This is a genomic window from Amycolatopsis coloradensis (genome assembly GCF_001953865.1).
In the GTDB taxonomy this organism is placed as follows: Bacteria; Actinomycetota; Actinomycetes; order Mycobacteriales; family Pseudonocardiaceae; genus Amycolatopsis; species Amycolatopsis coloradensis.
In genome coordinates this window covers 694,352-719,653 of sequence record NZ_MQUQ01000005.1, presented here as the reverse complement: position 1 = coordinate 719,653, position 25,302 = coordinate 694,352, and the positions used below count along the sequence as shown (strand labels likewise).

The following is a 25,302-nucleotide window of genomic DNA, read 5'->3' as shown; positions in this document are numbered from 1 at the left end:
GGGAACTGGTGGATGGGCAGGCCGGAAAGGGCATGGCCCTGCCATCCGGGGTAACTCGTCCTCCGACACGGCAGCCCAGCGCGGTAGCGCCGGCCTGTCGGCGAAGCGTCCAATCGGCCATCGGTGCCGTGGGTGTGGCGACGGCCGCGGACGCAGCGGTCGGATCATTGTGACAGGCGTACGGACCAGTGTGCCCCTCTGGTGCGGTTCATGTCACAAACCGAACCGGCTTTCCGCAGCTCAAGAGAGGTATAGCAAGACGTCCGTCCGGCTTGAGAACGGCTGGCTAGCATTGAGGTATGCAAGCCAGGCGCCTCAGCATCCCCGACTGTTTCGAGTTCACCCCGAGCGTTTTCCCCGATCACCGCGGCCTGTTCGTGGCGCCGTTCCAAGAGGAGGCGTTCGTCGAAGCGGTCGGGCACCGGCTTCGCCTGGCGCAGACCAACACCAGCGTTTCCCGGCGCGGCGCCGTTCGCGGGCTGCACTTCGCGGACACCCCGCCCGGGCAGGCGAAGTACATCTACTGCCCGAGCGGTTCGCTGCTCGATGTCATCGTCGACCTCCGCGTCGGCTCGCCGACCTTCGGCGAGTGGACATCCGTGCTGCTCGACAGCGTCGAGTACAAAGCGGTGTACGTCGCCGAAGGCCTCGGCCACGCCTTCATGGCGCTCGAAGACGACACGGTCATGACCTACCTCTGCTCCGAGCCGTACAACCCGGCGGGCGAGCACGGCATCAACCCGATGGACACCGACCTCGACCTGCCGTGGCCGCGCGACCTCGAAGCCGCGGTGTCCGAAAAGGACACTGCCGCGCCCTGGTTCAAGGAGGCCCTGGAGCAGGGGTTGCTGCCGCGATACGACGATTGCGTCGCCCACTACGAGAAGTTGCGGGCCGAGAGCTAGCCGAGGACGTCCTCCCGCAGCACCCGTTCCACGTTCCGCTCCGCCAGCGCGGTGATCGTCACGAAGGGGTTCACCCCGGTGCTGCCCGGGATCAGCGATCCGTCGGTCACGTAGAGGTTCCGATAGCCCTTCACCCGGCCGTACAGGTCGGTGGCCTCACCCAGCACCAAACCACCCAACGGGTGATAAGTGAACCGGTCCTCGAACGACCGGGTGTCCCCGAACAGGTCACTCCGGTAGATCGTGCGGTTCGCCCGGTTGACCTTGTCGAACAACGACTTCGCCGCGTCGATCGACGGCTTGCCCTGCGCGGCGCTCCACCGCAGTCGCGCGGAGTCGCTGGCGGCGTCGTAGGTGAAGTGGCCGCGTTCGGGATTCTTCGTGATCGCCAGATACAGGCTCAGCCACGTCTCGATCCCGGCCGGCACCGGCGCGACCTCGGCGAAGACCGGGTTCACCGGGTCGTCCCACGCGTCGATGCCGAGCGCGGGCATCCCCGACTGCAGCGAGCCGCCGAGATCCCACGCGTGGTTGGCACGGCCCAGCATCACGTTGCCGTTGGTCCCCCAGCCGCGGCCGACCTCGTCGTTCAGCTCGGGCAGCGTCCCGGTCTCACGCGCCCGCACGAGCAGTTCCGTCGAACCGAGACTGCCGGCACCGAGGAACAAGTACTTCGCGCCGAGCTGTTTCCTCGCCACGACAGCGCCGTCCTCGGCGGTTTCGTGCACGGTCAGGACATAGGTGCCGTCGGTCCGGCGCGTAATCCCGCGGACCTGGTGCAGCGTCTTGATGGTCACCTTCCCGGTGCCCAGCGCGGCCGCGAGGTAGCTCTTGTCGAGGGAACGCTTGCCGTGGTTGTTGCCGTAGATGACTTCCGAAGCGAGCGCCGACCGCGGCACCGTGCCCGCTTCTTCCCGTTTCATGTACTCGAAGTCGTAGACGCTGGGCACGAACACCGTCTTGAGGCCCGCTCGCGCCGCCGCCTTCCGCGAAACCCTCGCGTACTGGTAAGAACGGCAGGTTTCGAACCAGTGCGGGTCGATGTGGTTCACCCCGAGCGCCTGGTTGGCCCGGGGAAAGTACGTCCCGTACATCTCGTCCGCGTCGACGGCGGGCAGGATCTCCTCGAAGTACGACCGCCTCGGCGTCACGGCCATCGCGCCGTTGACCAGCGAACCGCCGCCGACCCCTCGTCCGACGTACACGGACATGTCGCCGTGATTCACCCTGTCGAGGACACCGGGGTACCGCTTGATGTCCCGGTTGGCCAGGTCGAGCCACAGGAAGGACGCGAGCGGGGCCTGCGTGCGGCTGGTGAACCACGCGGCCCGCCGGTCCGGTTCGAGCATGTCGCAGAAGACCTTGCCGTCGGGACCGGCGTCGCTCCACAGCCTGCCCATCTCGAGCATGACGGTGGGGATCCCGGCTTCGCCGAGGCGGAGCGCGGTGACCGCGGCGCCGTACCCGGTGCCGATGACGACGGCCGTCGAGAAGCCCGGCGTCGTTTCTTCGGCCCGCGCGGGGGAAATCGTGGTGAGGCCGAGAGCGGCGGCGGAGTTGAGGGCGGTGAGTCCGAGGAACTTGCGGCGAGACAGTGGGGACATGGGCCGATGATCACCCGCCGGTCCTGGCACCCTCAAGGCCGAATCCGAAGGAGATTCGCGTCAGCAGGGTAAACGCCGTTTATTTTCACTCGAACGTGGCGATTTCCGGGATCCCTTGGGGGACTTCCCCGATGTGAGCCAGACCGGCACGGGCCAGTCTTTCCGGTCATGAGACGCCTTCTCGCCGCGGCCGCGGCCGCGCTGTCCGCCGCCGCCCTCGTCGTCCTGCCCGGCCACGCCTCCGCCGTGCCGTCCCCCTTGCCCGACTTCGACTTCTCCGCATGCCCGGCCCCGCCCGCCAACGCCGACCCGGGAACCTGGCGGTGCGAAGCTTTTGTCTCCCAGGGAGTCCTGACCATCGGCGACCGCGAGATCCCGCTCGGGGAACTGCGGCTGACGTTCTCCGAAGGCAAAGTGGACAGGAAGTACGCGCAGGTGTTCGGCGAACTGCGGCACGCTCCCGCCCGGATCCGCGGCACTTTCGGCGCGGCCATGCAGCTAAAGTACGGCGGCTACTCGGACTTTCTGTCGGACGACGAACGTCGCGGCGAACTGGACCTCTACGCGGTCCTGCGGCATCCCTTGCTGCCCAAGGGATGCACGGTCGGCACCCTCGACGCGCCACTGCACTCCGTGGTCAAGGACGATCCCGCCGTACCCTTCGAGGTCATCTCGCAGAACCCTACGACGGTGAAGTTCGGCGTCGTCGACACCCAGCTCGCGCTACCGCGCGCCACAGGCTGCGGACACTTGGCGCAAGTAGCCGACCACTTGCTCGGACTACCGTCACCGAGCGGGGCGAACACCTTCAAGCAGGTGACCTACGTCCAGTTCAAACCCCTCTGACTCCGCCGCGTTTCGTCCTCTGGTTGCGGTAGTTGCACGCGCAAGGACCGCAACCAGAGGACGAAACGCGAGGAGAGGCGGGCACCTCACTTCTTCTTGGTCACCCAGACGGTGATGGTCGCGGTCACGACGGGCTTCCCGTTCGCGTCCGTGATCGTCACCGGCACCGGGAGCTCGAAGCCCTCGTCGCCGAATTCCGGCGATTCCGGGAGTTCGGCGACGGCCCGCAGGCCGGTCTCGGCCTTCGCCACGTAGGCGACCGTCATCCCCTTGGGCAGCCAGCGATGCGTCGTCGGGACGGTCGCCTCGGCGAGCATCCCCATGGCGATCTCGGCAAGGTTGCAGGCAGCGATCGCGTGGAAAGTCTTGATGTGGTTGTAAACACCCCACCACTTCGGGGACGTCACCTCACACCGGCCGGGACGCAGTTCGCGCACCGACGGGAGCACCGTCCGGAAGTACGGCACACGCAGGCACATCGCCGCCGAGAACAGCTGTTTGCCGACCGGCTTCCCGGCCAGCCGGTTCCACATCGCGTACGTCGGGTTCTGCGCCATCACGGTCTCCTCATCATGTTACTCGCCAGTAGCATAACCGGACCGCAGGCTATATTCGCAACCGTGGCACATCGGCTCTTCCTTCTCCGGCATGGTCAGACCGAGTGGTCCGTCAACGGACGGCACACCGGGCGCACCGACATCCCGCTCACCCCCGCGGGCGAAGGGCAGGCCCGCGCGGCGGGCGGCACCCTGCGCGCGGTGCTCGGCGGCAATCCCGCGCTCGTCCTTTCCAGCCCCCGCACCCGCGCGCTCCGGACGGCCGAGCTGGCGGGACTGCGCGTCGACGAAGTCATCGAAGAGCTGGCCGAATGGGACTACGGCGACTACGAAGGCGTCACCACGCCGGTCATCCGCGAGACGGTTCCCGGATGGACGGTCTGGTCGCACCCGATCCCCGGCGGCGAAAGCGCGGAGGACGTCAACGCCCGCGCGGACAAGCTGATCGAACGGGTCCGGGAGCCGCTCGGCGAGGGTGACGTGATCCTGGTCGGCCACGGGCACTTCAGCCGCGTCCTGGTCGCGCGCTGGATCGGGCTGCCGTCGACGGCGGGCGTCCACTTCGGACTCGACCCGGCCGGCGTCGCGGTGCTCGGCGACGAGCGCGGCGAGCCCCAGATCGAGCACCTCAACCTGCTCCCCACCGCGGAGGACTGATCGTGGCCGACAAGCGAATCCGCCGCATCCGTGAGGAAGACGTCGACGCCGTCGTCCAGCTCGTGTACGACCTCGCCGAGTTCGAACGCGCTCGCGACGAATGCCACCTCACTCCCGGGCAGCTGCGCACCGCGCTGTTCGGCGAGGCACCGGCACTGTTCGGGCACGTCGCCGAGGTCGACGGCGAGATCGTGGGTTACGCGCTCTGGTTCCTCAACTTCTCCACCTGGCGCGGCGTGCACGGCATCTATCTCGAAGACCTCTACGTCCGCCCCGAGCAGCGCGGCTCCGGCCTCGGCAAGGCGCTCCTGGCCACCCTGGCGGCGGTCTGCGTCGAGCGCGGTTACGCCCGTCTTGAGTGGTCGGTGCTGAACTGGAACCCGGCTCAGGGCTTCTACAAGTCGCTCGGCGCGGTGCCGATGGACGAGTGGACCGTCGACCGGCTCACGGACGAACCCCTGAAGGCTCTCGCGGCCCAGGTTTAACAGCCACCGTTGAGGGTGCACACGTCCCCCGCTCAGATGGACAGCAGGGCAGCATCTGACCCGCACGGCGACGATGCTCGTGTCGCGAAAGCCACTTTCGGGACACCAGACGTCCCGGAAGTGGCTTTCGCGACACGCCAGGTCGTCCCGACGCCAGAACCGACGCCAACCTGCGGCTATGACTTTGCCGGGCTCCGCGGCTGGGATCTGACAGCCAGGCGCGGCCTGTCCGTCGAGGGTGACGGAGGGGCGGGGTCCGGTCAGGAGTCCCGTTCCTCACGTTCTCGACGGGCCGCGCGACCCGCGGCGCCGTCGCGTTCGGCGGCCTCTTCCTCGGTCTCGCCTTCCCGCAGCCCCAGTGCCCACGCACGCGACGGGCGGCGGAACAGCAGCACGACGACGGCGACGCCGATCAGCCCCAGCGGCACCCCCCACGCCGGCTGCCCGGACGGGCCCGCGCCGTACCAGCCGACCCCGACCAGGATCAGCGCGACGACCACGCCGGGCGACCTCGCCCAGGTCTTCCCCAGCACCAGTCCGGCCGCGCAAGCCAGCGTTCCGGCGGCGAGGACGAGGTAGTAGGCGACCTCGGCGAGGAGGTTCCGCGGTCCGGCCTGTCCGTTGATCAAGAGCAGGATCGCGAACACGATCAGGGCGAGCCCCGGCAGCGCGGTGACGGCCCCGGCGAGGCGGACTTCACGGGGCGCGGGCGAGAGTTTGTCGGCGATGGACACGGCGAAACAGCCTTCCAGGCTTCCGGACACGGCGCTCCACCAGGGCGGGTCACCGTACGTGAGCACTTTCGATCGTATGCCACCCGGTCGGCCGGTTTCCCCAGGCCGCCGGGTGAGAAGAATTGGAGGCGTCGTCGATGAGCGGGCGGTCGGCCCGGGTGCACTTGTCACGACGAGCGGCGGAACAGCAGCACGATGAGGAGGAACGCCCGCCACAGGGGTCATACGGTGCTGCTTCGAGGACGCACGGGCATTGAGCTTCGCGTCACCTGACGCTCCCCTCTTCGGGCCGGCGTCACCTACCCTGCGGTAGTGCGTGCCATCCTCGTCGTGAACCCCCAGGCCACCTCGACCACCGCCGGTGGCCGTGACGTGCTGGCGCACGCGCTGGCCAGCCAGGTCAAGCTCGACGTGGTGGAGACCGACTACCGCGGCCACGCGATGGCCGTGGCGCGGTCCGCCGCCCGCGACGGGATCGACCTGGTGGTCGCCCACGGCGGCGACGGCACGGTCAACGAAGTGGTCAACGGTCTGCTCGCGGACGCCGACGGCGTTCCCGCCGAAATCGGCGACGTCCCCATGCTCGGGGTCGTGCCGGGCGGCTCGGCGAACGTCTTCGCCCGCGCCCTGGGGATCGCGCACGACCCGGTGGAAGCGACGCATCAGCTTCTCAACGCCATCGAGAACGACCGGAGCCGCCAAGTCGGCCTCGGGCTCGCCGACGGCCATTGGTTCACCTTCAACGCGGGTATGGGCTGGGACGCCGACGTCGTCGGCCGCGTGGCCAAGCGACGGGGCAAGCAGACCACCGCGGGGCTCTACCTGAGGGCAGCGGTGGCGTCACATCTGCGGCCTCCGCTCGGCCGCCCGCCCCTCACCGTCCGGATCCCGGGTGAAGAGCCCACCGAAGTGCTGACCGCTTTCGTGTCCAACACCGATCCGTGGAGTTACCTCGGTGAGCGTCCCGTCCATCTCAATCCGGGCAGCTCGTTCGACACCGGATTGGGCCTGTTCGCGTTGAGCGGTCTGCGATTGCCCACCGTGTTCAAGCATGTACGGCAGGCATTGCTCACGAAGAGCGACCAACGCGGACGACGTCTCCTTCGTCACGATGACCTCCCGATGATCCGCATCGACGCTGCTGAACCGGTAAACTTCCAGGTGGACGGCGACCTCGTCGGCCAGCGGAAGCGAGTGGAGTTCTTCAGCGTTCCGCGTGCACTGACAGTGACCGTCTGAGCACCGGACCGCTGATCGCCTGCGGCAAAGTGCAACCTGCCGCTCATCGACGCAGAACCTCCGCTCACCGCATCGGCCTTCCCCCGGGGAGACTGTTTCGGAACGAAACCGCAGGTCAGACACGTCGCTCGGCCGGGTGAGCTGACTCACCGATCTTCAGAAAACCCTTGTCGAAACGGGTGCTTCGTGAAAGCATTCACAAGCACCCAAAAAAACGACCGCCATGACGACTATGGCGCGGAGTACCGCGCCGTTATGAAGGAGCTCAGAAACATGGACTGGCGCCATGACGCGGCCTGCCGAGACGAGGACCCCGAGCTGTTCTTCCCGGTGGGAACCAGCGGTCCTGCTCTGTCGCAGGTAACTCAGGCGAAATCCGTGTGCCACCGTTGCACCGTCGCTTCCGACTGCTTGGCTTGGGCTTTGGCCAGCGGGCAGGACGCAGGCGTGTGGGGCGGGATGAGCGAGGATGAGCGACGGGCCCTGAAGCGCCGTCGTACGCACATCGGCACGCGTACCTCCGCCTGAGTCTTTCAAGACTCAGCAGCTTCACAAAACAGCGCATATCCAAAGAAGCAGGTAACACCCAAGCTTCGGGCAATCCCGCGGTGCGGTGGCTTTGCGCCTCCGTGTCGTGAGGTGATACGTACCCGAGTTGAGCTTAACAAGCGAGGCCGACACACCCCCACGGGGGTAGGGCTTCACCGGACTTGTCCAAGTCCTCCCGCGGAACCGTTACAGGGCCGGCGCCATCTTCTCTTCAGGCGCCGGCCCTAAAACGTGTCCGGGATGGACAGTCCACACGGGACAGTCCATTAGAGACGTCGTGACAGCGGGATCCGCAGCGCCGCTTCGGTTCCCATCCGACGGCCGCCGGATTCGTCGGGCTCCCCGCGCAGTCCGCGAAGGGACAGCGAGCCGCGCAATTCCGACTCCACCAGCGTCCGCACGATCTGCAACCCGAGACCGTCACTGCGTTCCAGGGAAAAGCCCGAGGGCAGTCCGCGCCCGTTGTCGCGGATGACGACGTCGAGCCAGCGGGCCGACCGTTCCACCTCGAGTTCGACCTTGCCCGGCCGTCCGCCGGGGAACGCGTGTTCGATGGCGTTCTGGACCAGTTCGGCCAGCACCATCACCAACGGCGTCGCGATCTCGGCGACGACGACGCCGAACGAGCCCTTGCGAGAAAGCCCGACCTGCGACTCGGCCGTCGCGACCTCGCCGACCATCGGGAGGACGTTGTCGAGCAGCTTGTCGAGATCGACCCGCTCGTCCACCGAGATGGACAGCGCCTCGTGCACCATCGCGATCGACGACACCCGGCGCACGGACTCACCGAGCGCCAGCCGCGCCTCCTCGCTGGAGGTGCGGCGCGACTGGAGGCGCAGCAGCGCCGCGACGGTCTGCAGGTTGTTCTTCACCCGATGGTGGATCTCGCGGATGGTCGCGTCCTTCGAAAGGAGGGCGCGGTCACGGCGCTTCACCTCGGTGACATCGCGTACCAGCACCAGCGCGCCCGCTGCCTGCCCAGCCGGGCGCAGCGGCAGCGCACGGAACAGCACGACGGCGCCGCGGCGGGAATCCGCCTCCGTACGGCTGCTGGGCTTGCCGTCGAGTGCCTCGATGATCCGGTGCGACACCTCGGTCGCGTCGAACGGGTCACGGATGAGCGACCTGGTCAGCGGCGCGAGACGCTGCCCGACGAGATCGGACTCGTGCCCCATCCGGTGGTAGGCCGACAACCCGTTCGGGCTGGCGAAGACCACGGTGCCGGTCGGGTCGAGGCGGATCAGGCCGTCGCCGACCCGCGGGCTGGTGTGCGTGTCCGTCTGGTTCCCCGGGCTGGGGAAGGTGCCGTCGACGATCATCTGGCACAGGTCACCGGCGCTGCCGAGGTAGGCGATCTCGAGCGGGCTCGGCACCCGGGAGGCCGCCAGGTTGGTCTCGCGGCTGAGGACGGCGATCACCGTGCCGCTGAACACCACCGGGATGGCCTCGCGGCGCATCGGCAGGTCGCGGTACCAATGCGGGTCCTCTTCGCGGCAGACCCGCACCTCGCGGCTCGCCTTGGCCAGCTGCGGGTGCTCGTCCACGGTGAACCGGGAGCCGACGACGTCCTCCGGATGGGCCGTCGGCGCCGTCGTCGGGCGTGCGTGCGCGACGCAGACGTAGTCGCCGCCGTCGGGCTGAAGCTCTTCCGAGACGGCGACCCAGAGCAGGAAATCGGCGAAGGACAGGTCGGCCAGCAGCTGCCATTCGGCGACCACGGTCTGGAGATGATCCGCGGCCTCGCCGGACATGCCGGTGTTCTCCGCGAGCAGATCGGAAAGGGTGGACACGTCCCCATCCAAGCAGGGTGAGGGCCGCATGACACACTGGAGAGGTTGACCCTGGCCCAGCGGTGTCGTATCACCCCGCGAGGGCCACCTGGACAAGGAGTGAAACATGTCGAAGCGCGCCCGCAAGCGTCGCGACCGTAAGAAGAACGGCGCGAACCACGGCAAGAAGCCCAACTCCTGATCATCGATCAGACACACGGAGGCCCCCGTACCGATCGGTACGGGGGCCTCCGTGTGTTCGAGCCGGGTTATTCGAAGGTCTGCTCGATCTTGACCTCGGTGCGCTCGATGGTGATCGCGCCCTTGGTCTGCACGGTCTGGCGGATCGAGGCCCGCAGCCGGGACTTGAGGTCGTCCGGCGCGTGATCGCCACCGCATTTGCGGGCGAGCAGCTGCTTGATGTGCTCGTCGATGCCGTATTCCTCGAGGCATGGCGGGCAGTCCTCGATGTGCTTGCGCAGGGCCGCGTCGCGTTCCGCGCTGCATTCCCTGTCCAAGAGCAGGTAGATGTCGGCGAGCGCTTCCTCGCATTTGACCTTGTCGTCCGCGCCGCTGCAGTAGTCGTCGGTCATCGCCCCGCCACCTCCTGCTGTTTTTCCGCGCGGATGAAGCCCCGCTCACGGGCGACGTCGGCGAGCAGGTCACGGAGCTGGGCGCGACCGCGGTGCAGCCGGGACATCACGGTGCCGATGGGCGTTTCCATGATCTCGGCGATCTCCTTGTACGCGAAACCTTCGACATCGGCGAGGTAGACCGCGAGACGGAACTCTTCCGGCAGCTTCTGCAGCGCTTCCTTGACGTCGGCGTCGGGCAGGTTGTCCATCGCCTCGACCTCGGCCGAGCGCAGCCCGCTGGAGGTGTGACTCTCCGCCTTGGCGATCTGCCAGTCGGTGATCTCCTCGGTGGGCTGCTGCACCGGCTGGCGCTGACGCTTGCGATAGCCGTTGATGTAGGTGTTCGTGAGGATGCGGTACATCCACGCCTTGAGGTTCGTACCCGCCTTGAAGGACGCGAAGGCCGCGTACGCCTTCAGATACGTCTCCTGGACGAGATCCTCGGCGTCGGCGGGATTCCGGGTCATCCGCATGGCGGCCGAGTACAGCTGGTCGAGCAGGGGCATCGCGTCCCGCTCGAAGCGCTCGGCCCGCGCGGCCGCCTCTTCGGCGTCCGTGCCCGTGTCCGGCGCGGGATTCTGCGTGCTCGGCAAACCGTTCCCTTCTCGATCGGCGTCGATGCGCTTGTGCGCATGAGACGACGTCGAGTTTACGCGCGGACGGATCACCTGGCCGCCCGGCGTGCGCGGGATCAGGATTCGGGGAGCTTCGAGTGTGGTGGACACATCCGGGTCAACAGCGGCGCCCGGCCGGGCATTCCCGGCGCGCTCGTAGACTCCGCCCATGGCAGGCAAGGGAACCCCGGCGACGGCGCTGCTGGCGAAGCGGAAGGTGCCGCACGTTCTGCACGCCTACGACCACGATCCGCGGGCGGAATCGTACGGCCTCGAAGCCGTCGAAGCGCTCGGACTCGAGCCCGCGCGGGTGTTCAAAACTCTCGTCGCCGAGGTCGACGGGAAACTGACCGTCGGCGTGGTGCCGGTCACCGGCCAGCTGGACCTGAAGGCGCTGGCCGCCGCCGCGGGCGGGAAGAAGGCGAAGATGGCCGACCCCGCGGCCGCGCAGCGCGCGACGGGGTACGTGCTCGGGGGGATCTCGCCGCTCGGGCACCGGAGCCGTCTCCCGGTGGTGATCGACGCGTCGGCGGAGAAGTTCGAGACCGTGCACTGCTCGGCCGGGCGCCGCGGCCTGGAAGTCGAACTCGCGCCGGGCGACCTGGTGCGGCTCACCAATGCCGTCGTCGCCCCCATCGCCGGCTGATCTCCCGCGTTTCGTCCTCTGGTTGCGGTCCTTGCGCGTGCAACTACCGCAACCAGAGGACGAATTGCGGCGGTGGGGGTTCACCCTCACGAGGGAGGGTGGTCGGTCCGGAGCGGGAAGATCACGGGCCCCGTCCGAGGAATCGTCGTCGGTAAGCGAACGACGACTCCTGGGGAGCCAGCGAAATGACCAAGACCGTGCCCGACGTCCCGAGATGGGCGAACCTCGCCGCCCACGCGACACTGCTGGTGACCCTGCCCTCCGGGCTGTGGCGGATCGCGATGGGGCTCGGCCTCCCGGTCGGGTTCACCGCGCGAGGACTGGAGGACTTCGGCATCCCCGGCTGGGGCACGGCCTACGTCTTCGGCCTGAGTCTCCTCGCCGAAGCCCTCGCGTTCCTCACCCTCGGGCTCGTCCGGCCGTGGGGTGAGGTGTGGCCGCGCTGGATCCCGGGCCTGCGTGGCCGTCCGATCCCGCCACTCGCGGCGATCGTCCCGGCGGCCGCGGGCGCGGTCGCACTGACCGCGCTCGGTGTCCAGGGACTGTTCGGCTGGGCGGAGGCCGGTTCTTCGATGGCTCAGGGGAGCTGGGAGGACTCGCCGGTCTACGGCGCAGTCATGGCCGCCTGTTACGCCCCGCTGCTGCTCTGGGGCCCGCTGCTGGCCGCGGTCACCGTGCACTACGCCCGGCGACGGCTTTCAGGCAAGCGGCCGCAGCACGCGCTCGAGCCACTCGGCGGCCGCGCGTGACACGCCGTCGAGGTCGGCGCTGAGGTTATGGTCACCCTTGAGCACCACGATCTCGTGATGCGGCCCCGCCTTGGGCAGGCCGAACGGGTCACGTTCGCCCTGGACGACCAGGGTCGGGACCTCGACGGCGTCCAGTTCACCCTGCCGGGTCTTCTCCGGCTTCCCCGGCGGATGCTCGGGAAAGGCCAGGCAGAGCACCGCCACCGCCTGCCCCGCCGCGGCGGTCCGGCAGGCGACGCGGGCCCCGGAAGACCGGCCGCCGAACACGATCGGGAGATCGTCGAAGCGCTCGGAGATCTCGTCGGCGACGGTGAGCCAGGCGGTGTCGAGTTGCGTGGCGGGAGCGGGAGCGCGGCGGCCCGCCACCCGGTACGGCTGTTCGACGAGCGCGACGTGCACGCCTGCCGCCTGCGCCGCCCGCGTGACCGCGACCAGGTCCTTCGCGCCGATCCCGCCGCCCGCGCCGTGGCCGAGCATCAGCACCGCGACGCCCTCCTCGGCGCAGTGCAGCTCGGCCCGCGCGGGGCCGTAGGCGGTGTCGATCTCCAGCTTCGTCATGAGCTCGGCAGGTCGAAGAGCGCGCTCTCCGTGGCCGGTTCGACCCGGTCAAGCAGCTCCGGGCCGTTGTTGCGGACGTTGTTGACCAGGCTGGACACCGGCCGCAGCTCGATCGTGTCGACCAGGTCCTCGGCGGGCGGGAGGAGCAGTTCGCTGACGTCGGGCAGGTCGGGGTCGAGCCAGGTGTCCCACTTCTCCCGCGGCATCAGCAGCGGCATGCGGTGGTGGATGTCGGTGAGCCTGCCGACCGAGTCCGTGGTGATCACGGAGAAGGTGATCAGCGGGTCGGCGTCCTTGTCGTCCTTCGGCCGCCAGGTCTCCCAGATCCCGGCGAACGCGAGCGACCCGTCGCCGGGGCCGGTCATGAAGAAGGGCTGCTTTTCCTTGCCGTCGCGCCGCCACTCGTACCAGCCGTCGGCGGGGACCAGGCACCGCCGCGAGGAGACCGCCTTCTTGAAGGACGGCTTCTCCTTGGCCGTCTCGGCGCGGGTGTTGATCATCTTCGAGCCCACTCCGGGATCCTTGGCCCAGAACGGGACCAGGCCCCAGCGCATCATCCGCAGCGAACGGACGGGCGGTTCGTCTTCGAGCACCACGCCGTCGGCGTCCCGCGGGTGGCGCTGCACCACGGTCGCGACGTCCTTGGTCGGCGCCACGTTGTGATCGGCCCGGATCCGGCCTTCGGTCAGGTCGACCGCGGCGAATTCGTCGATCAGCGCGGCGGGGTCCTTGGTCGCGGCATAACGCCCGCACATGCGAAAACCTCCTCTTCGAAAAGTCATCGTTACACGCTCGCCAGTCGATGGCGAGCGGCATGGGATCATTCTTCCGCGGTGTTCGAAGAGCAGGAGGCGGTTTGACGGGCAAGGACTGGCGCAGGCTGGACGAATCCGACGTGCGGATCCGTCCCGGCAAGGGCACCAGACCGCGCAGCAAACGCCGCCCCGAGCACGCGGACGCCTCCACCGCGATGGTCGTCGGGAAGGACCGCGGCCGCTGGACCTGCGCGATCGACGGCGATCCGGAGCGCGTCGTCACCGCGATGCGGGCCAGGGAGATGGGCCGGGTCTCGGTCGTCGTCGGGGACACCGTCGGCATCGTCGGCGACGTGAGCGGCAAACCGGACACCCTCGCCCGGATCATCCGGGTGGATGAGCGGTCCAGCGTGCTCCGCCGGACCGCGGACGACACCGATCCCTACGAACGGGTGGTCGTCGCCAACGCCGAACAGCTGCTGATCGTGACCGCGCTCGCCGATCCCCCGCCGCGTACCGGGTTCATCGACCGCTGCCTCGTCGCCTGCTACGCGGGTGGTCTCGAACCGGTCCTGTGCCTGACGAAGGCCGACCTCGCGAGCCCGGACGAACTCCTCGCCGGCTACGCGGGGCTCGACATCCCCGCCGTGGTCACCCGGCACGACGAGCATCCGGACGAACTGGCCGGGCGGCTCAAGGACCGGGTCACCGCGCTGGTCGGACATTCCGGGGTCGGGAAGTCCACTTTGGTCAACCGGCTGGTGCCGGACGCCGGACTGGCGACGGGCGTGGTCAGCGCGGTCGGCAAGGGCAGGCACACGTCGGTCGCGGCGGTCGCGCTCCCGCTGCCCGGCGGTGGCTGGGTGGTCGACACCCCCGGCATCCGCTCGTTCGGGCTGGCGCACGTGACCGCCGACGACATCGTGCTCGCGTTCGAGGAGTTCGCCGCGGCCGCCGAGGAGTGTCCCTCGGCCTGCGGGCACCTCGGACCGCCCTCGGATCCGGACTGCGCGCTCGACGACGTGGTCACCGAGGGTCATGCAAGTCCGGAACGATTGGGCTCTTTACGCCGCCTTTTGGGGTCCCGAGCTGGACATGACGACGATCGGTAACTAATTTCGCCCGCGCGCGATAACCCGTTCGGATTAGATCAACTTCTCTGAGGGGTCCCCTTGAAGCGCGTAACCATGCTCGCCGCCATCACCACGGCCGCCGTCCTGGCGCTGTCCGCCTGCGGTGGCGAGAAGCAGCCGGGCACGGCCGCACCTGCTCCTTCCGAAGCGAAGAGCTCGCTTTCGTCGCCGCTCGGCGACCCGATCCAGCTCTCGGCGCTGACCAAGGAGAGCACCAAGAAGGCCAAGTCGTCCAAGGTGACGACGGAGACCGTCGCGGGCGACCAGAAGAACACGGCGTCCGGGCAGGGCGTGTACGACGGCGAGAACAGCAAGCTCTCGCTGATCATGGACAGCGACGGCAAGAAGCTCGACATGCTGTTCGTCGACAACGCGCTGTTCTTCAAGCTCGACGCGGCCGACAAGGCCGAGCTGAAGACCGACAAGTCGTACGTGAAGATCGCGGCCGACGGCCAGGACCCGATCTCGCAGCTGATCGGCAAGATGATGTCGAAGGCCGTCAAGGACAGCGACCCGTCTCGCGTCCTCGAACAGATCTCGAAGGCCGGCAAGATCACGAAGTCGGACCAGGTCGAGCTGAACGGTGAGCAGACCAACCACTACGTCATCGAGATCGAGGCCGAGAAGGCCATCGCCCTCATCATGGGTGAGATCGGCATCCCGCTGCCCGCCGAGACCCTGAACCAGCTCAAGGCGAAGCTCGCGGGCAAGAACGTCACCATCCTCACCGAGCTGTGGCTCAACGCCGACCAGCTGCCGGTGCAGGTCGTCTCGGACCAGACCGCGTTCGTGAAGGCCATGGGCGCCCCCGGTGACGGTGTCGCCAAGACCACGGTCAAGTACACCGACTGGGGTGTCCCGGTGGACATCACCGCACCGCCCGCGGACCAGGTCGGCGAGATGGCGGAGATCATGAAGAAGGCCGGCGGCCGCTGATGCGTCGCCCGCTCAGCTGATCGCGGCGGCCGCGGCCCTGACCCTCGTGGTCACGGGCTGCGGCAGGCCGTGAAGCAGGGGACGAGGAAGACCAAGTCCTCCAAGACGACCATCAACTCCGTGGCCGGAGACACCAAGGTCACGGGCACCTTGCTGGCGTACTACGACGGCCCCGCTTCGAAGATCGAGGCGAAGCGGCTCGAAGGCAAGGATCCGCGGGTCCCGGCCGAGCTGTGGCTCAACGCCGAGCAGCTTCCGGTGAAGACGACCATGGACATGACCTCGCTCGCGAAGGGGATGGGGTCGCCCGAGACCGGCGAAGCCAAGTCGACCTGCACCTACAGCGACTGGGGCACGGCCGTCGACGTCACCCCGCCGCCCGACGGCGAGGTCGCCGACTACATCGAACCGATGGGCGGCCAGACCACTCCCGACAATCGGACGGTGGAAATTCACGCGACAGGCACTACGGTGGTGGTACAGACCATTCACCCGAGGGAGTCCTATGCGTGCCACCGGATTCGCCGCCGTCTGTACCGCGCTCCTGCTGCTGGGAGGCTGTTCCGGCGCGGAGAAACCGGCGGCGCCACCGGTCGGCGACGCGGCGCAGCTGGCCTCGGCCGCCGCCGCGGGCACGCAGAAGGCCCGCTCGTCGAAGATCGCGCTGGAGACCACCGCCGAGGACGGCCGCAAGGTCGTGGTGACCAGTTCCGGGCTCTACGAAGGGCCGAACAGCAAGTTCTCCATGGTCGCCGAGATCGCCGGTGAGAAACGGGACCTGATCTTCGCCGACGGCGTCCTCTACTACCACCTGTCCGACGCGCAGGTCCAGGAACTCCAGACCGGCAAGGAATGGGTCAAGATCACCGCCGGTGGCAAGGACGCGCTCTCCGCGGCCAACGGCGAGCTGATGACGAACGTCGTGGAGACGCTGGATCCGACACGCACGATCGACCGGATCTCGGAGTCCGGCAAGGTCATCAAATCCGAACAGACCGAAGTGAACGGCACGGCCGCCACGCACTACGTCCTCGATCTCGGTGGTGCCCCGGCCGAGGTGTGGCTGGACGCCGAACAGCGCCCGGTGCGGGTCACCGTCGGCAAGGCCACGGTCAAGTACGACAGCTGGGCCTCGGATGTGGTGATCATCGCGCCGCCGCCCGAGGCGGTCGGCGACAGCCGCTGATCCCTCCCCCGATCGGGGCGAGGTCCCCGGTTGTGTTTCGCTTGAGCGCCCGCCTTTGAAAGCAGGTCCTCATGCGGAGAACGGCCCTGCCCGCCGTCGTGCTCGTACTCGGCGCGCTGCTCGGCGCGTGTGACGGCGAAACCGTCTCGTTCGCCGACGCCCGCGCGCTCGCCGACGGGGTCACGTCCGCCATCGACGGCAAGGCCGCGAAGTTCGCCACCGACGTCACGGCGGGGGCGATGCGCTCGAAGAGCCAAGGGCAGGCGCGGGTCGCGCGAGCGGGTACCGCGCTGGCCATGACCACGGACTTCCTCGGCGAACCACTCGAACTCCGGCTGGTCGACAAGGTCGTCTTCGCCAAGGTCCCGGAGAGCGCACGTGAGGACGTCCCGAGCGGGAAACCCTGGGTCAAGGTCTCCAAGAACGGCACAGTCGGCGCCGACCCGTTCTCCCAGGTCCTCGGCGGCAGTATCGACCAGCTGGCGAAGCAGAACGACCCCGGCCGCGCGCTCGACCAGGTCCGGCGGGCGGGCACCCTCACCGAATCCGGGCACGCCGAACTCGACGGCGGGTCCACCGAGCACTACCGGCTGGACGTCGACATGGCCGCGCTGGGCGGCGATCTGCCCGCCGGGTTGTCGGCGGAGGCCCTCGGCGAATTGAACGGCAAGCTCGGGAAGATCCCCATGGAGATCTGGCTCGACGAAGCGCACCGTCCGGTGCGGATCACCCTCGACCTCGCCCCCGTCCTCGCCGCTTCGGGCGTCCCGGACGCCGCGATGGCCCGGATCGTCACGCGCTACACCGAATGGGACACGCGAGCCGACATCCAGGCGCCGCCGCCGGAGGAGATCGGGGAGATCCCGGCGGGCTGACCCTGTCACGTTCCCGGCGTCCGTCCCGTCCAGATCGGGTAGGCGGACAGGAGGGACGAACATGCGTGTGATGGTGATCGGGGCGACGGGGGTACTGGGGCGGCCGCTGGTGCGGCGCCTGCTGGCCGAGGGCCACGAGGTGAGCGGGCTGGCCCGCGGCGAAGACCGCGTCGCGGCCGTGCACGCGACCGGCGCGAAGCCGGTGACAGGGTCGCTGTTCGACGTCGATTCCTTGGCCGGGGCCCTGCGCGGGCACGACGCGGTGGTGAACGTCGCGACCCGGATCCCGGACGCGCGCCACGCCATGACGCTGTCCGGCTGGGCGGAGAACGACCGTCTGCGGATCGAGGGCAGCCGGACGCTCGCGGCCGCCGTTCGACGGGTCGGGGAGCTGGGAATCGTGGTTCAGGAAGGGATTTCGTTCGTCTACGCCGACGGCGGTGACACCGAACTCGACGAGGACGCGCCACTCGCGCTGCGCGGCAACATCGCGTCTTCGACCGTGGCGCACGCGAACGTCGCCGAACTGGCGGACGAGAGCCGGACCGCGATCCGGCTGCGGATCGGGTTGCTGGTCTCCGACGACGCGATGACCACGGCGATGCTGGCGGCCGCGCGGCGCGGTTCGCCGCTGATCTTCGGCCGCCGGGCCGACTGGACCGCGGCGATCCACCCGGACGACGCGGCGGCGGGCGCGATCGCGGCGCTGCGGGCGCCGAGCGGCGTCTACAACCTGGCGGCGGATCCGGTGCGGAAGCGGGAACTCGGCGAGGCGATGGCCGCCGCGGCCGGTGTCCGGCGGCCGCACGCGCTGCCGAAGTGGCTGGCGAACCGGCTGGGCCTGATGTCGGTGCTGGCGCGTTCGCAACGCGTCGTCTCGACCAGGCTCACCGAGGCGACCGGCTGGCGCCCCGAACGCCCGACTCCCGGCCCTTCCTGGTTCTAGCCCTCCCACGCCGCGTTTCGTCCTCTAGTTGCGGTACTTGCACACGCAAGTACCGCAACTAGAGGACGAAACGCGGGGGAAGCAGAAGGGGTTAAAGGAGTTCCAGCAGGAAGGGGAGTTCTTGGGGGGCGTACCAGGCGAGTTCGTGGTCTTCGGCGTCGCCGAGGGTGAACTCCGCGTCCGGGTCACCGAGGTCGGCCTGGTCGATCACCGCGGCGGCGGCCTGCACGGACTCGGCGGCTTCGGCCGCGTCGACGTGGATCGCGGCGACGTCGGCGATCGCGACCGGCCCGGCCAGCCGGACGACGGCGGCGTCGAGATCCGGGCGCAGCGTGACCTCTTCGATGTCGGCCGAGATCACCACCCGCCTCGGCTCGGGCTTCTCCTCGGCCGCGATCAGCCGGAGCGACGCCCTGGCGGCGTCGAGCAGCGCGGCATACTCCAGTTCTTCGTCGGATCCGCTGGCGTAGGACTCCCGCAACGCCGGGGTCAGCGCGAAGCCCGTGCCGCTCCGAGCCCGGAACTCTCCGGCGGTTTCGAGGTCACGAAGCATCGCGATCGTCGCCGGTAGATAGACCCTCACCAGTGCGCACCCTTCAGCTCTTCCAACGATTCCTCGATCATCCCGGCGAGCAGGTCCACATCGGACACGGCCTTGCGGTCGCCGTTCAGTCCGAAGTAGACACCACCGTGATACGAGGTGACCCCGATCGCCAGCGCTTGATTGCGCACCAGCGGCATGACCGGGAACATCTCCACCATCTTCGCCTGCCCCGCGTAGAGCGGCACCTGCGGGCCCGGCGAATTCGTGATCAGCACGTTGAAGATGCGCCCCGACATGGACCCGGCCGCCCGCGCGCCCAGCGAATGCAGCGTCGCCGGCGCGAAACCGCCGACGGTCAGCAGTCCGCGCGCGGCGACCGACCGGCCGGAGTCGAGGTGATCCGCCATCGCGTGGCCGATGTGCTGCAACCGCAGGACCGCGTTCGGCTCACCGACCGGGAGGTCGACCAGGTAGGCGTCGACCTGGTTCCCGAGCAGCGCGGGCGTCGAGTACTCGGCCGTCTCGGCGTCGCGGACGGCCATCGGGACCAGCGCGCGCACCGTGGTCGTCGCGGTCAGGCTCGACCCGCGGGAGAGCAGCCATTCCCGCAGCGCGCCGGAGATCGCCGCGAGCACGACGTCGTTGACCGTGCCGCCGTGCGCGGCGCGGATCTTGCGGTAGTCCTCCAGCCGCGTGCGGACCACGGCGAACATGCGGCCGCCGGAGGTGCGGACGTTGAGCGGCCCGGACGGCGCCGGACTGACCATGGTCTTGAGCGCCGACGCGACGTCACCGACCGTTTCGGTGACCTTGCCCGCCATCGCGGTGGCGTCGTGGGCGATGGAGCGGACGTTCTCCACCAGTTCCGTCGGCCGCTGCACGGTCTCGGCGACGGCGTCGAGGATCAGCTGGGTGCGGCTCGGTTCCCGCCGTGGATGCCAGTTGTCGTCGAACGGTTCCGGCTCCTGCGGGGTGGCGTCGAGGATCAGCTGCCCGAGATCGATGGTGCCGATCCCGTCCACAACGGACTGATGCGTCTTGGTCACCAGCGCGACCCGGTCCCCCGCGAGCCCCTCGACGAAGTACGCCTCCCAGAGCGCCCTTCCCGGGTCGAGCCGCCTCGACATCAGCCGCGCGACGAGATCGAACAGCTGGCCGTCGGAGCCCGGCTGCGGCAGCGCGGACCGGCGGACGTGGTAGTTGAGGTCGAAGTCGACGTCGTCGACCCACACCGGCCGGGCGAGGTGACCCGGCACCTCCAGCACCCGCTGCCGGTAGCGCGGCAGGAACGCCAGTCGCTGCCCGATCAGGTCCAGCAGCCGCTCGTAGGTGACGCCGTCGCGTGGTCGTTCGAAGATCGCCACGCCGCCGACGTGCATCGGGGTCGAGTGGTCTTCCACGTACAGGAACGAGGCGTCCAGCGCGGAGAGGCGGTCGGGCATGAGCCGATCCTTACACAGTGGGACACTCGCCGGTGTGGGTGATGAGTCGGTGATCTCGCCGAAGGACCGGTTCCTGACGGTGTACGGCCGGAAACCGGTGCTCGAGGCATTGGACGACACGGCGCTCGAGGTGGACAAGGTGATTCTCGCCGACACCGTGCGCGGGCCGAACGCCGCCGAGATCCAGCGTGCCGCCGAGGCCGCCGGGGTCCCGGTGCGGCGAGCGAGCGCGCATCGCGTCAAGGTGCTGGCGGGCAACGGTAAACAGGACCAGGGTGTGCTCGCCGACGTCGTCGCGCCGCGGATGCGGTCGCTGCACTCGGCGCTGTCCGACGGCAGGCCGCCGTCGCGGGTGCTGCTGCTCGACGGGATCACCACCCCGGCGAACGTCGGGATGATCCTGCGCACGGCGACCGCCGCCGGGCTGGCGGGTGTCGTGGTGCCGCGGCGCGGGGTCGCCGCCCTCGATCCGATGGTGGTCAAGGCCTCCGCCGGGGTCGCGTTCCGCGCTCCGGTGCTGCGGTGCGGCAGCGCGCGCGAGGCCGCCGAAATGCTCACCGAAGCCGGGTACGGGATCTACGCGCTGGGCGCGTCGGCCGGTGCTTCGGTGTTCGACGTCGAACTGCCGCGGCGCGCGGCGTTCGTGCTGGGCGGGGAGACGAACGGCGTCGGCGCCGAGGTCGGCGAGCTGGTGACGAAGTGGGTGTCGATCCCGATGCCGGGCGAGGTCGAGTCGCTGAACGTCTCCGCGGCCGCCGCCGTGCTGTCGTTCGAGCTGGTCCGCCGGGGCAGCGCCGCGAGGGGCTAGCGGTTCTCCGGGAACAGGGCGCCGAGCTCGGTCAGCGTCTCCTCGACCGACGTGTGGTGCACCCCCGTCATCCCCGCCGCCACCGCGGCACGGACGTTGTGCGCGGCGTCGTCGACGAACACGCACCGGCTCGCCGGCAGGTCGAGCAGCCCGGCGGTGAGCAGGTAGACGTCGCGTTCGGGTTTGGCCACGCCGACCTCGCCGGAGAAGACGAGCGCGTCGAAGAACGGGTCCAGTGACCGCTTGGCCTCGTCCGACGCGCCGGGAGCGTTCGAGAGCAAGGCCGTTTTGATGCCGCGTGACCTGACGGCCCGCAGGAAGGCGTACAGCTCGTCCGCTCCCGCGTCCGTCAGCACCCCGACGTAGTCGACGACCAGCCCCTTCAGCACCAGCCCACCGTACCCGCGCGCGACCGCAAGCGATCGCCGCCCGTTTCATCCTCTCGGGCGGTTCCTGTCGCCGTGCGGCCCACCGCCGGTCCCTTAACTGCTGGGCGCGGCCGAAGGGGCCGCGGAGGGGGACGACCTGATGACTTCGTACGCAGTGAGACGGCTGCAACCGTATGAACCGCCGTACCGGCTCGCGGGCCGTCCGAACAGGCTGATGCACCGGGTGTCGCCGCCGGACAACCAGCTCATGCTGGACCTGCCGCTGGCCGGCGAACGGTTCGCGGAGGCACCGGAGCCCCGGCAAGCACCCGACACGCTGGACGGACGACAGGTGGGCAGGCTGCTGACTACCATTCTCGAAGCCTGTGACGGACGCCGTCCGGCGGTCCAGGTCCAGCCGATCCTCGACCCGGCGCTCCACAGCGCGCTGCTCGACCGCGGCCGCCGCCGTCCGCCGGGCGGCTACCGGCCGAAGTCGATCCACCTGTGTCATCCGGCGGACGGCGTCATCGAGGCCTGCGCGACCGTCGAACAGAACGATCGCTGCCTCGCGCTGGCCGCCCGCTTCGAACGGACGTCGACAGGCTGGGTGTGTACTCGCTTCAACTTGTTGAAGCCGCCGCGTCGCGTCTCCTCGCTCCGGATCGCCGCATGACGAAGGGGCCCTCACCGCGCGTGCGGTGAGGACCCCTTCGACGGTCGTTAGCGGCGCGGGCCCTTCTTGCCCTTCTTCTGGGAGGCGCGCTGCGCGGCACGACGCTCCCGGCGGGTTCCGCTCTGGTCGCCGCCGTCGCTGCCGTCACTGTCCGAATGCGACTCGACGCCGCCGTCCTCGGACGGGCCCGACATGGTCAGCCCGGACTGCGAACCGCCGCCGAGTCCCTTGCCCCGCAAGGCGGACGGCACGGATTCGGTGTCGGTCGCCGGACCTTGCGGAGGCGTCGGACGGGCGTGCCGTCCATTGCCGTTGGCGGCCTGGCCGTTCCCGGAGCCGACACCGGCGGGCAGCGCGGACGCGGACTCCGGCGACGGCGCGGCGGGCTCGGCCTGCTCGACCTGGAGGTTGAACAGGAAGCCGACAGCCTCCTCCTTCAACGACTCCAGCATCGCGCGGAACATGTCGTAACCCTCGCGCTGGTACTCGATGACCGGGTCGCGCTGGGCAAGGGCCCGCATGCCGATGCCCTCCTTGAGATAGTCCATCTCGTAGAGGTGCTCACGCCATTTGCGGTCGAGCACGGTGAGCATCACCTGGCGTTCCAGGCTGCGCATCGCGCCTTCGCCGACCTTGGCGTCGATCTCGGCCTCGCGCTCGTCGTACGCGCGGTGCGCGTCCTCGAGCAGCGCCTCGCGCAGCCCGTTGGCGTCGAGGTCGTCGTCCGCGGTGAGGTCGTCCCAGGTGACCTTGACCGGGTACAGCGTCTTGAGCGCCGTCCACAGCTTCTCGTGGTCCCAGTCCTCCGCGTAGCCCGAAGAGGTCTCTTCGGTGACGTACGCGTTGATGACGTCGACCAGCATGTGCTCGATCTGCTCGCGAAGATCCTCGCCCTCGAGGACGCGCAGGCGCTCGGCGTAGATCACCTTGCGCTGCTCGTTCATCACCTCGTCGTACTTGAGGACGTTCTTGCGGATCTCCATGTTCTGCTGCTCGACCTGCGTCTGCGCGCTCTTGATCGCCTTGGAGACCATCTTGTGCTCGATCGGCACGTCGTCCGGCAGCCGCATGGTGGTCATGACCCGCTCGACCATCGTCGCGTTGAAGCGGCGCATGAGCTCGTCACCGAGCGACAGGTAGAACCGGGACTCACCCGGGTCGCCCTGACGGCCGGAACGACCGCGGAGCTGGTTGTCGATCCGGCGCGACTCGTGCCGCTCGGTGCCGAGCACGTACAGCCCGCCCGCCTCGCGGACCTCGTCGGCCTCGGCCTTGGTCTCCGCCTGGATCTCTTCGAGCACCTTCGGCCAGGCCGCCTCGTACTCCTCGGAGTGCTCCACCGGGTCGAGACCGCGGGCGCGCAGCACCTCGTCGGCGATGATGTCCGGGTTGCCGCCGAGCACGATGTCGGTACCGCGGCCCGCCATGTTGGTGGCGACCGTGACCGCGCCCTTGCGCCCGGCGCGGGCGACGATCAGCGCTTCCCTGTCGTGGTGCTTGGCGTTGAGGACCTCGTGCGGGACCCCCAGCTTGAGCAGCAGCTTCGACAGGTGCTCGGACTTCTCGACACTCGTGGTGCCGACCAGCACCGGCTGGCCGTTCTCGTGCCGCTCGGCGATGTCCTCGGCGACGGCCTCGAACTTGGCCTGCTCGGTCTTGTAGATGAGGTCGGCCTGGTCGGCGCGGACCATCGGCTTGTTGGTCGGGATCGGCACCACACCCAGCTTGTAGGTCTGGTGGAACTCGGCCGCCTCGGTCTCGGCGGTACCGGTCATGCCTGCCAGCTTGTCGTACAGCCGGAAGTAGTTCTGCAGCGTGATCGTGGCGAGCGTCTGGTTCTCGGCCTTGATCTCGACGCCTTCCTTGGCCTCGATCGCCTGGTGCATGCCCTCGTTGTAGCGGCGGCCGTGCAGGATGCGGCCGGTGAACTCGTCGACGATGAGGACTTCACCGTCGCGGACGATGTAGTCCTTGTCGCGCTTGTAGAGCTCTTTGACCTTCAGCGCGTTGTTCAGGTAACCGACCAGCGGCGTGTTCGCGGCCTCGTAGAGGTTGTCGATGCCGAGCTGGTCCTCGACGAAGGCGACACCCTTTTCGGTGACACCGACGGTGCGCTTGCGGATGTCCACCTCGTAGTGGATGTCCACCTTCATCAGCGGCGTCATCCGGGCGAACTCGACGTACCAGCGCGAGGACTGGTCGGCCGGGCCGGAGATGATCAGCGGCGTCCTGGCCTCGTCGATGAGGATCGAGTCGACCTCGTCGACGATCGCGAAGTTGTGGCCGCGCTGCACGCAGTCCTCGAGGCTCCACGCCATGTTGTCGCGGAGGTAGTCGAAGCCGAACTCGTTGTTCGTGCCGTGCGTGATGTCGGCGGCGTACTGCTGGCGGCGGACCTCGGGCGTCTGGTCGGCCAGGATGATGCCGACCTCGAGGCCGAGGAAGCGGTGGATCCGGCCCATCCACTCGGCGTCACGTTTGGCGAGGTAGTCGTTCACCGTGATGACGTGCACGCCCCTGCCGGACAGCGCGTTCAGGTACGCCGGGAGCACCTGGGTCAGGGTCTTGCCCTCACCGGTCTTCATCTCGGACACCTGGCCGAGATGCAGCGCCGCGCCGCCCATCACCTGGACGTCGTAGGGCCGCTGGCCGAGCACGCGCCAGGCCGCCTCCCTCGCCACCGCGAACGCCTCCGGCAGGAGGTCGTCGAGTGACTCGCCGTCCGCGTTCCGCTTACGGAACTCGTCGGTCTTGGCCCGCAGCGCGGTGTCCGAAAGTCCCTTGACGTCGTCTTCGAGGGTGTTGATGTGATCGGCGATGTTGCGCAGCCGCTTCACCATCTTGCCCTCGCCCGCGCGGAGCAGGCGGTTCAGCACCATCCGGTCGACCTCACTAGCTGATTGTGATCGCACCCGAGCCGGTCCCGGGCAATCTCGTACGCGGTGGTGCACTGGTCACACACCACCGTCCGACCCCATCGTAGGGAACACCTCGGTGTTCGCGCACGCACCGTCCGTCGGGACCTGGGGGCCGGACACGGCGGCGGCCCGCACGCGATCATGTGCGGGCCGCCGTCATGGGCGATA

General features: G+C 68.8%; 29 protein-coding genes. 16 read left to right on the top strand and 13 right to left on the bottom strand.

Annotation, left to right across the window (positions count from 1 at the left end; genetic code table 11):
• The first annotated feature begins 299 nt into the window (after positions 1-299).
• A complete protein-coding gene (locus BS329_RS12975; RefSeq protein ID WP_076159826.1) occupies positions 300-905 on the top strand; it encodes a dTDP-4-dehydrorhamnose 3,5-epimerase family protein in 606 nt (201 codons plus the stop codon).
• On the opposite strand, the gene BS329_RS12970 is transcribed toward BS329_RS12975, so the two are convergent.
• Complete coding sequence (locus BS329_RS12970) at positions 902-2,509, bottom strand: GMC oxidoreductase (RefSeq protein WP_076159823.1); 1,608 nt, start codon at positions 2,507-2,509, stop codon at positions 902-904. The two genes, BS329_RS12975 and BS329_RS12970, sit on opposite strands and share 4 nt — an antisense overlap.
• 168 nt (positions 2,510-2,677) lie before the next feature.
• Between BS329_RS12970 and BS329_RS12965 the strand changes: the two genes are divergently transcribed.
• On the top strand, positions 2,678-3,355 hold the full coding sequence (locus tag BS329_RS12965; RefSeq protein ID WP_076159820.1) for a hypothetical protein: 678 nt from the start codon (positions 2,678-2,680) through the stop codon (positions 3,353-3,355).
• An 86-nt stretch (positions 3,356-3,441) separates the two neighbouring features.
• On the opposite strand, the gene BS329_RS12960 is transcribed toward BS329_RS12965, so the two are convergent.
• Positions 3,442-3,912: a hotdog fold domain-containing protein gene (locus tag BS329_RS12960; RefSeq protein WP_076159817.1), complete on the bottom strand. Its 471-nt coding sequence runs from the start codon at positions 3,910-3,912 to the stop codon at positions 3,442-3,444.
• Positions 3,913-3,975: 63 nt separating this feature from the next.
• Here BS329_RS12960 and BS329_RS12955 point away from each other — a divergent pair, with 63 nt between their 5' ends.
• Together BS329_RS12955 and BS329_RS12950 are read left to right on the top strand one after the other, a co-directional pair.
• Positions 3,976-4,569, top strand: coding sequence for an acid phosphatase (locus BS329_RS12955; protein WP_076159814.1), 594 nt, complete (start codon positions 3,976-3,978; stop codon positions 4,567-4,569).
• Between the two features lie 2 nt (positions 4,570-4,571).
• The gene (locus BS329_RS12950) at positions 4,572-5,054 is read left to right on the top strand and encodes a GNAT family N-acetyltransferase (protein ID WP_076159812.1); all 483 of its coding nucleotides are present in this window, start codon (positions 4,572-4,574) and stop codon (positions 5,052-5,054) included.
• A gap of 260 nt (positions 5,055-5,314) precedes the next feature.
• On the opposite strand, the gene BS329_RS12945 is transcribed toward BS329_RS12950, so the two are convergent.
• Complete coding sequence (locus BS329_RS12945; protein ID WP_244197122.1) at positions 5,315-5,818, bottom strand: hypothetical protein; 504 nt, start codon at positions 5,816-5,818, stop codon at positions 5,315-5,317.
• Positions 5,819-6,100: 282 nt separating this feature from the next.
• Between BS329_RS12945 and BS329_RS12940 the strand changes: the two genes are divergently transcribed.
• Both BS329_RS12940 and BS329_RS12935 read left to right on the top strand, forming a co-directional pair.
• Complete coding sequence (locus BS329_RS12940) at positions 6,101-7,027, top strand: diacylglycerol/lipid kinase family protein (RefSeq protein ID WP_076159809.1); 927 nt, start codon at positions 6,101-6,103, stop codon at positions 7,025-7,027.
• A 273-nt stretch (positions 7,028-7,300) separates the two neighbouring features.
• Positions 7,301-7,555: a WhiB family transcriptional regulator gene (locus tag BS329_RS12935; protein ID WP_026466945.1), complete on the top strand. Its 255-nt coding sequence runs from the start codon at positions 7,301-7,303 to the stop codon at positions 7,553-7,555.
• Positions 7,556-7,842: 287 nt separating this feature from the next.
• Here BS329_RS12935 and BS329_RS12930 read toward each other — a convergent pair whose 3' ends face one another.
• Positions 7,843-9,366 carry a sensor histidine kinase gene (locus tag BS329_RS12930; protein WP_076159806.1) on the bottom strand — a complete coding sequence of 508 codons (1,524 nt, stop codon included), beginning with the start codon at positions 9,364-9,366 and terminating at the stop codon, positions 7,843-7,845.
• A gap of 106 nt (positions 9,367-9,472) precedes the next feature.
• Between BS329_RS12930 and BS329_RS45495 the strand changes: the two genes are divergently transcribed.
• Positions 9,473-9,547 carry a 50S ribosomal protein bL37 gene (locus BS329_RS45495; protein ID WP_369299112.1) on the top strand — a complete coding sequence of 25 codons (75 nt, stop codon included), beginning with the start codon at positions 9,473-9,475 and terminating at the stop codon, positions 9,545-9,547.
• A 67-nt stretch (positions 9,548-9,614) separates the two neighbouring features.
• Here BS329_RS45495 and rsrA read toward each other — a convergent pair whose 3' ends face one another.
• Together rsrA and BS329_RS12920 are read right to left on the bottom strand one after the other, a co-directional pair.
• Positions 9,615-9,938 carry a mycothiol system anti-sigma-R factor gene (gene rsrA / locus BS329_RS12925; protein ID WP_020631335.1) on the bottom strand — a complete coding sequence of 108 codons (324 nt, stop codon included), beginning with the start codon at positions 9,936-9,938 and terminating at the stop codon, positions 9,615-9,617.
• Complete coding sequence (locus BS329_RS12920; protein WP_076160270.1) at positions 9,935-10,573, bottom strand: sigma-70 family RNA polymerase sigma factor; 639 nt, start codon at positions 10,571-10,573, stop codon at positions 9,935-9,937. Before BS329_RS12920 ends, rsrA begins: the two co-directional genes overlap by 4 nt.
• 190 nt (positions 10,574-10,763) lie before the next feature.
• Here BS329_RS12920 and ybaK point away from each other — a divergent pair, with 190 nt between their 5' ends.
• Both ybaK and BS329_RS12910 read left to right on the top strand, forming a co-directional pair.
• Positions 10,764-11,240: a Cys-tRNA(Pro) deacylase gene (gene ybaK / locus BS329_RS12915; RefSeq protein ID WP_076159803.1), complete on the top strand. Its 477-nt coding sequence runs from the start codon at positions 10,764-10,766 to the stop codon at positions 11,238-11,240.
• Between the two features lie 185 nt (positions 11,241-11,425).
• The gene (locus BS329_RS12910) at positions 11,426-11,989 is read left to right on the top strand and encodes a hypothetical protein (RefSeq protein WP_076159800.1); all 564 of its coding nucleotides are present in this window, start codon (positions 11,426-11,428) and stop codon (positions 11,987-11,989) included.
• Here the strand turns inward: BS329_RS12910 and BS329_RS12905 are convergent.
• Together BS329_RS12905 and BS329_RS12900 are read right to left on the bottom strand one after the other, a co-directional pair.
• Positions 11,939-12,547, bottom strand: coding sequence for an alpha/beta hydrolase family protein (locus tag BS329_RS12905; protein WP_076159797.1), 609 nt, complete (start codon positions 12,545-12,547; stop codon positions 11,939-11,941). The genes BS329_RS12910 and BS329_RS12905 overlap by 51 nt on opposite strands.
• Positions 12,544-13,302, bottom strand: a complete 759-nt coding sequence (locus BS329_RS12900) for an SOS response-associated peptidase (RefSeq protein WP_076159794.1) — start codon at positions 13,300-13,302, stop codon at positions 12,544-12,546. Before BS329_RS12900 ends, BS329_RS12905 begins: the two co-directional genes overlap by 4 nt.
• 101 nt (positions 13,303-13,403) lie before the next feature.
• On the opposite strand from BS329_RS12900, the gene rsgA reads away from it, so the two are divergent.
• Entirely contained in the window at positions 13,404-14,414 is a 1,011-nt protein-coding gene (rsgA, locus tag BS329_RS12895) for a ribosome small subunit-dependent GTPase A (RefSeq protein WP_076159791.1), read from the top strand.
• A gap of 60 nt (positions 14,415-14,474) precedes the next feature.
• Entirely contained in the window at positions 14,475-15,371 is an 897-nt protein-coding gene (locus BS329_RS12890; protein WP_084749605.1) for an SCO4651 family lipoprotein, read from the top strand.
• Positions 15,372-15,532: 161 nt separating this feature from the next.
• On the opposite strand, the gene BS329_RS43325 is transcribed toward BS329_RS12890, so the two are convergent.
• Positions 15,533-15,697 carry a hypothetical protein gene (locus BS329_RS43325; protein ID WP_158075775.1) on the bottom strand — a complete coding sequence of 55 codons (165 nt, stop codon included), beginning with the start codon at positions 15,695-15,697 and terminating at the stop codon, positions 15,533-15,535.
• Between the two features lie 179 nt (positions 15,698-15,876).
• Here BS329_RS43325 and BS329_RS12885 point away from each other — a divergent pair, with 179 nt between their 5' ends.
• The 3 genes from BS329_RS12885 (at position 15,877) to BS329_RS12875 (ending at position 18,378) form a co-directional block, all read left to right on the top strand.
• Positions 15,877-16,557 (top strand): SCO4651 family lipoprotein, encoded by a 681-nt coding sequence (locus tag BS329_RS12885; protein WP_076159785.1) that lies wholly within the window; start codon positions 15,877-15,879, stop codon positions 16,555-16,557.
• 71 nt (positions 16,558-16,628) lie between these two features.
• Entirely contained in the window at positions 16,629-17,432 is an 804-nt protein-coding gene (locus BS329_RS12880; protein ID WP_076159782.1) for an SCO4651 family lipoprotein, read from the top strand.
• Between the two features lie 61 nt (positions 17,433-17,493).
• On the top strand, positions 17,494-18,378 hold the full coding sequence (locus tag BS329_RS12875; RefSeq protein WP_076159779.1) for an NAD-dependent epimerase/dehydratase family protein: 885 nt from the start codon (positions 17,494-17,496) through the stop codon (positions 18,376-18,378).
• A 91-nt stretch (positions 18,379-18,469) separates the two neighbouring features.
• Here BS329_RS12875 and BS329_RS12870 read toward each other — a convergent pair whose 3' ends face one another.
• Together BS329_RS12870 and BS329_RS12865 are read right to left on the bottom strand one after the other, a co-directional pair.
• Positions 18,470-18,961: a DUF6912 family protein gene (locus BS329_RS12870; RefSeq protein ID WP_143252984.1), complete on the bottom strand. Its 492-nt coding sequence runs from the start codon at positions 18,959-18,961 to the stop codon at positions 18,470-18,472.
• On the bottom strand, positions 18,958-20,364 hold the full coding sequence (locus tag BS329_RS12865) for a WS/DGAT/MGAT family O-acyltransferase (protein ID WP_076159777.1): 1,407 nt from the start codon (positions 20,362-20,364) through the stop codon (positions 18,958-18,960). The genes BS329_RS12870 and BS329_RS12865 overlap by 4 nt, the downstream gene beginning before the upstream one ends.
• A 34-nt stretch (positions 20,365-20,398) precedes the next feature.
• Here BS329_RS12865 and BS329_RS12860 point away from each other — a divergent pair, with 34 nt between their 5' ends.
• Entirely contained in the window at positions 20,399-21,172 is a 774-nt protein-coding gene (locus BS329_RS12860) for a TrmH family RNA methyltransferase (RefSeq protein ID WP_076159775.1), read from the top strand.
• On the opposite strand, the gene BS329_RS12855 is transcribed toward BS329_RS12860, so the two are convergent.
• Positions 21,169-21,561, bottom strand: coding sequence for an HAD-IA family hydrolase (locus BS329_RS12855; RefSeq protein WP_076159772.1), 393 nt, complete (start codon positions 21,559-21,561; stop codon positions 21,169-21,171). The two genes, BS329_RS12860 and BS329_RS12855, sit on opposite strands and share 4 nt — an antisense overlap.
• 139 nt (positions 21,562-21,700) lie before the next feature.
• Here BS329_RS12855 and BS329_RS12850 point away from each other — a divergent pair, with 139 nt between their 5' ends.
• Positions 21,701-22,216: an Rv3235 family protein gene (locus tag BS329_RS12850; protein WP_084749603.1), complete on the top strand. Its 516-nt coding sequence runs from the start codon at positions 21,701-21,703 to the stop codon at positions 22,214-22,216.
• A gap of 47 nt (positions 22,217-22,263) precedes the next feature.
• On the opposite strand, the gene secA is transcribed toward BS329_RS12850, so the two are convergent.
• Positions 22,264-25,095 (bottom strand): preprotein translocase subunit SecA, encoded by a 2,832-nt coding sequence (gene secA / locus BS329_RS12845; protein WP_076159769.1) that lies wholly within the window; start codon positions 25,093-25,095, stop codon positions 22,264-22,266.
• Positions 25,096-25,302 lie beyond the last annotated feature (207 nt).

Bases quoted from the DNA above. Each gene is read 5' to 3' on its own strand.
- BS329_RS12975 (WP_076159826.1), top strand. From the start codon at position 300: ATGCAAGCCAGGCGCCTCAGCATCCCCGACTGTTTCGAGTTCACCCCG.
- BS329_RS12970 (WP_076159823.1), bottom strand. From the start codon at position 2,509: ATGTCCCCACTGTCTCGCCGCAAGTTCCTCGGACTCACCGCCCTCAAC.
- BS329_RS12965 (WP_076159820.1), top strand. From the start codon at position 2,678: ATGAGACGCCTTCTCGCCGCGGCCGCGGCCGCGCTGTCCGCCGCCGCC.
- BS329_RS12960 (WP_076159817.1), bottom strand. From the start codon at position 3,912: ATGGCGCAGAACCCGACGTACGCGATGTGGAACCGGCTGGCCGGGAAG.
- BS329_RS12935 (WP_026466945.1), top strand. From the start codon at position 7,301: ATGGACTGGCGCCATGACGCGGCCTGCCGAGACGAGGACCCCGAGCTG.
- rsrA (WP_020631335.1), bottom strand. From the start codon at position 9,938: ATGACCGACGACTACTGCAGCGGCGCGGACGACAAGGTCAAATGCGAG.
- ybaK (WP_076159803.1), top strand. From the start codon at position 10,764: ATGGCAGGCAAGGGAACCCCGGCGACGGCGCTGCTGGCGAAGCGGAAG.
- BS329_RS12910 (WP_076159800.1), top strand. From the start codon at position 11,426: ATGACCAAGACCGTGCCCGACGTCCCGAGATGGGCGAACCTCGCCGCC.
- BS329_RS12905 (WP_076159797.1), bottom strand. From the start codon at position 12,547: ATGACGAAGCTGGAGATCGACACCGCCTACGGCCCCGCGCGGGCCGAG.
- BS329_RS12900 (WP_076159794.1), bottom strand. From the start codon at position 13,302: ATGTGCGGGCGTTATGCCGCGACCAAGGACCCCGCCGCGCTGATCGAC.
- BS329_RS12885 (WP_076159785.1), top strand. From the start codon at position 15,877: ATGCGTGCCACCGGATTCGCCGCCGTCTGTACCGCGCTCCTGCTGCTG.
- BS329_RS12880 (WP_076159782.1), top strand. From the start codon at position 16,629: ATGCGGAGAACGGCCCTGCCCGCCGTCGTGCTCGTACTCGGCGCGCTG.
- BS329_RS12875 (WP_076159779.1), top strand. From the start codon at position 17,494: ATGCGTGTGATGGTGATCGGGGCGACGGGGGTACTGGGGCGGCCGCTG.
- BS329_RS12865 (WP_076159777.1), bottom strand. From the start codon at position 20,364: ATGCCCGACCGCCTCTCCGCGCTGGACGCCTCGTTCCTGTACGTGGAA.
- BS329_RS12850 (WP_084749603.1), top strand. From the start codon at position 21,701: ATGACTTCGTACGCAGTGAGACGGCTGCAACCGTATGAACCGCCGTAC.
- secA (WP_076159769.1), bottom strand. From the start codon at position 25,095: ATGGTGCTGAACCGCCTGCTCCGCGCGGGCGAGGGCAAGATGGTGAAG.